Below are 4,626 nucleotides of genomic sequence, written 5' to 3'. Positions count from 1 at the left end.
GATCGAGCGCCGGGCGGCCGTTGTCGGCGCAGTAAAGTCCGGCAACGCGGTCGTGGATGAAGGAAAAGTCGATCACAGCATCGATCTTGCGAAGCAGGTGATCCTTCGGAACCAGACTGTCGAGCGTCACCATCTCGAGTGCCGTCTGCGACGGAGCGGGTTTCTTCAACATGGCCAATGAATCACAACCCCCTGAACAAGGCCAGGGGTTTGTCAGCAGTCTGAAGGGACCTGCGGGCCCCTTTTTATTTGGTCCTGAAGAACCAACCCGCAACTGCGACGACAAGCCAGCCAAGAATCATCAATGATCCGCCGGTCGGCGCAGCCATCGGAAAGAGCCGGTCGGCCGTCATGTCTCGCATGAAGAGATCGCCGCAGAACAAGGCGAGGCCGATTATGAGCAATGCTCCACCCAGATAAGCGACGCGGCTGCCCGGTACGATCAGCGATAGCACGAGAAATGCAGGCGCGTGGCCGAGAAGCAGCGGGGCAATACTCCCCAGATGATTCTCTCCGCCGTGGGCAGCACCTGCATAAGCGGCAATCGCAAGCGCGCCGCACAATCCGGCGAGCGTGCTGAAAAGAATATTCTGAGGTCGGCTATCGGGACGAATCTGCATATTGGATCTCCACCATTCAGACAGTTTCGCGGGTGTCTGCGTTCTTGCGGGCATCCGCCAAAGCTGCGGGAAGGGCAGCCTCAAAAAGATCGAGCTGTTCATCAATGCCGACACTCACACGAATGCAGCGATCCAGCACCGGAGCTCCGGGTTTGCGGACGAAAATGTCGCGCGCAATCAGCCCGTTGAGAACTGCTGCGGCGAACGCTCCGTCCCTGCCGCAATCGATGGCGACAAAATTCGTGGCGGATGGAATGGGTTTAAGGCCATTCGCCTCAGCGATTGCAGCGATACGGTCCCGACCGGCCTTTATTTTCATAACAACGTCGTTCAGGTAGGCCTGATCCTTGAGCGCTGCTACTGCTGCTGCCTGCGCAAGCCGGTTCACTGCGAAATGATCCCGAACCTTATCGAAGGATTTGATGGCTTCGGCAGCGCCTACAACATAGCCGCACCGGATTCCGGCAAGACCATAGGCTTTCGAGAAAGTACGCATCCGCAGGATATTCGGGCGTTCAGTCTCAAAGGGAGGAAAGGCCGAAGCGGGCCCTGTTTCGCAATAAGCTTCATCGAGAATGAGCAGCGTGTTTTCCGGCACGCGTTCCATGAAGGACTGGATATCCGAACCCTCATGCCAGGTTCCCATCGGATTATCCGGGTTGGCGAGATACAAAATTGCTGCATCTTGCTTGTGCGCCGCGTCAAGCAGGCCATCAAGGTCAGACTTGTCGTCGATATAGGGGACAGTGACCAGTTTGCCGCCATAGCCGGCCACGTGGTAGTTGAAAGTCGGATAGCCACCAAGTGAGTTGATGACCCTGTCGCCTTCCTGAACATATTGCCGGACAACAAGCCCAAGCAAAGCATCGACGCCAGCTTCCGGCATGATATTTTCCGGCTTCACACCATGATGCGCTGCAATTGCCTGACGCAATTCATAATTTTCGGGATCGCCATACTTCCAGATTTCACGTGCTTCGGCGCGAATAGCCTCGAGGACGGAGGGCGCCGGACCAAAGCTGCTCTCATTCGCGCCGATTCGGGCTTTGAAAGGCTTCCCCCGCTGCAACTCCAGCGTCTCGGGACCGGTAAAAGGAACGGTAGAGGGCAGGTTTGCAACAAGCGGCGTAAGGCGAGGCGATCCCATGACGATTTCCAGTCGATTCTCGGTCCTGTAGATGCGGACAGGTCCAGCGACCGATGATAGTGTCAGTCGCCTCTGCTGTCCTGATGAGGAAGGCATAGCAACTTGTACTGGCCGGTTCCATCCCAATGATTCTGTGTCGGCTCAATAATGCGAGCGGAGATCGGGTTAGCTGCCGGTCAATTGAGGCAAACGACAATCCAGCTGGGCTGGATTGATCCGCATGCAAGAACGAATATCAAAATCGCTCATATTAAAGCCACACAACCGAAATTGGCGATCAAATCTTGGGCGTGTTGAGTTGCTTTGGACGCATTTCGACAGACGAACGCTTTTCCGACCGCTTGCCTCGCACAGCTACCGTTTGCAGGTTTCGGGACGTGTTTTAGAGCAGTTCCAGCAAAAGTGTGGAATGGTTTTACCTTGGAAAATGCGACAAAACAAATAGTTAGAGCGGTTCCGGCGATTCCGTTAAACAGGAACCGCTCTAGTGACCTTCGAGCACCTTTACGCATGAATCGAGGTCGTGTGTCGCCAAATGCGCATAACGCATGGTCATCTGCAGGGTCTGGTGACCCAGCCACATTTGAACACGACGAATATCGATTCCGCCCCGGACGAGACGAGATGCGCAGGTATGACGCAGAATATGCGGCACGACCTGATCGTCCGTGCCGAGCCCCACTTCCATCTTTGCTTCATTCCAGATCTGTCGAAACCGGACTTGATTGAGCATCGAGAAGGGGCCCTTGAGCTTCTCATGCGGGATGTGTGCTGCTTTTCGCGCGCGCTGGGTGAGGGGAACAGTCCGGCTGCGATTCGATTTGGTGAGCCAGAATGTAACCCGTTGATCTTGAATGTCATTCCAGGTAACGCCAATTGCCTCGCCGAGACGGCAGCCTGTGTCGACAAGGAACAGGGAAAGCCGGTAGCTATCTTCACAGCGTGACTTGATCGCAGCGAACAACCGCTTTTCTTCCTCATATTCGAGGAAACGAATGCGTCCGACTCGCTCTTTCTGCCGGATGAATTCCGGTAAATTGAAGATATCCCCCATCTTGTGCGCCTTTCGCAGCAGCTTGCTCAGCGCAGCCATCTTTCTATTGATGGTTGCATTGCTGTTGCCGCGCTCACGAAGCGAACCGATGACGGAGTCGAGCATTTCCTGATCGAAACCTGAAAAGCGCTCGCCTTTCAGAATCTCGTCAATTTCTCCGAGAAACGACCTCACATTATACTTGTGTGACCCATCATCCCACAGGATGTTGATGTATTTCCCCGCCAGCTCCGCCACCGAAAATTGCTCAACGAGTCGGTGGTTCGGACTTTTGCTGGATGTGTATTTTAAGTTGTAGTCGACTATAGGCGCAAACTTTTCGCCCATGTCGATCTTCGTTTCCCCAACGACGATCATTGCACGCCCCCCATAGCTATATGAGACGCACAACTAATGAAATAATTCTCGGAACACAAGATAAGTGAGCTAACTTTATGCGGAGACATCTTTAGATCCTTCTAAAAGACCGTGTTTGCCCCCAGCTTTCTGTCGTCCCCCGCTACTCCCCTCGGTTTTCGATCCTCTTCGAAATCCCCATTTCTGAAGGATCAAAATCACGCATTTGTGAGCACTGTTCTAAATGGATGTGCGCCAACGGTTTCCCGTTGGCGCATTCTTGCTCAAGCGTCGATCTGATTAGAACGAGCGCTGGAAGCGGATCATGCCCTGCCAGGCGTCCTCACCCTTGAGGACCGATTTGCTATCGTTCCACTTGGTGTAGGAAACTTCCGGGGTGATGGTGAAGCCAGGCACCAGTTCGTAAGCAACGTTTGCAGTTGCCGCGAAGGTTTCTGCAGCTTCGTAAGCGAGCTGAACGTTGAAGGTAGCCTTGTCGGTTGCCTTGAACGCTGCGCCGCCCCAAACGGCCCAATCGCCGCCCCAGGTACCGTAGAAGGAGTCAATAGCGCGAATGCCACGGAAATTACCGTCTGCATCCGTATAGCCATAGTAGGTATCGTCGTTGGACTTGTAGCCACCCATTGCCCAGACCGAGAAACGGTCGGTGACGTTCACGTCGGCGCGAACCTTACCAGCCCACTCTTCATTAACAGCATCATAAGCGGCAACAGCTGCGATCGAACCCCAGCCGCCAGCATACTTCAGGCCACCTACAACATGCGGCATGTAGTCGTCGATGACACCGTTGTAGTCCACATCAACGCTGTTGCCTTGTTCGAGCGACAGGATGGCCGAGAAGCCGTTGCCGCCGGTGAAGGTGTAGCTGATCAAGCCGGTGCGATAACCGCCTGCGAGGATCACGTCGTCATTCATGACATTGCCGAGGTATCCCGGGAAGGTCACGAAGGCCGATTCATCGAGGCCGACGCGCAAGCCGCCGAGCTGGATATAGCCGAAGCGCAGCGTGCCTGTCGAACCGGAGTCGGCACCGTCGGACCACTGGAAGCGTGTTTCTACGTAGGTCTTCAGAGTACCGAGTTCCGTTTCCGAAGCGGTCGAGAAGCGAAGAGTTGCACGAGCGGTTTTGGCATAAGTGTCGCGATCTTTTCCACCGAGAACGAGTGAATATCCGGTTTCAGGGTCACGAGAAAGATTGCCGCCGCGTGCATAAACATCATCTCCGCCGGTAACGTCGTAACGAACGTAGCCATGGATGCGCAGGCAGGTTTCGGTGCCTGGGATGTAGAAGTAGCCAGCGCCGTAAGCATCGCAGACGCGGACATATTCAACGGCTTCTGGCTCTGGCGCGACGATTGCGTCGGCAGCCTGAGCGCCGGAAGCTGCAACCAGAGCTGCAGCGGAGCCAAGGAGAAGGCTCTTGATGTTCATTTCTGACCTCCAGTCAA

At 54.9% G+C, this 4,626-nt stretch carries 4 protein-coding genes and 1 pseudogene; all 5 read right to left on the bottom strand.

Annotation, left to right across the window (positions count from 1 at the left end; genetic code table 11):
• Positions 1-172: pseudogene (locus F9K78_RS21695) on the bottom strand (IS5/IS1182 family transposase); the annotation flags it as partial.
• Between the two features lie 73 nt (positions 173-245).
• Entirely contained in the window at positions 246-620 is a 375-nt protein-coding gene (locus tag F9K78_RS21690) for a DUF423 domain-containing protein (RefSeq protein ID WP_151682747.1), read from the bottom strand.
• Between the two features lie 16 nt (positions 621-636).
• Positions 637-1,767 (bottom strand): pyridoxal phosphate-dependent aminotransferase, encoded by a 1,131-nt coding sequence (locus F9K78_RS21685; protein WP_151682746.1) that lies wholly within the window; start codon positions 1,765-1,767, stop codon positions 637-639.
• A 484-nt stretch (positions 1,768-2,251) separates the two neighbouring features.
• On the bottom strand, positions 2,252-3,178 hold the full coding sequence (locus F9K78_RS21680; RefSeq protein WP_151682745.1) for a tyrosine-type recombinase/integrase: 927 nt from the start codon (positions 3,176-3,178) through the stop codon (positions 2,252-2,254).
• A 279-nt stretch (positions 3,179-3,457) separates the two neighbouring features.
• A complete protein-coding gene (locus tag F9K78_RS21675; RefSeq protein WP_151682744.1) occupies positions 3,458-4,609 on the bottom strand; it encodes a porin in 1,152 nt (383 codons plus the stop codon).
• Positions 4,610-4,626: the final 17 nt, after the last annotated feature.

It is taken from the genome of Brucella pseudintermedia, from assembly GCF_008932435.1.
Lineage (GTDB): Bacteria > Pseudomonadota > Alphaproteobacteria > Rhizobiales > Rhizobiaceae > Brucella > Brucella pseudintermedia.
The sequence above is the reverse complement of the archived record's forward strand: the minus strand, read 5'-3'. Positions and strand labels throughout refer to the sequence as shown.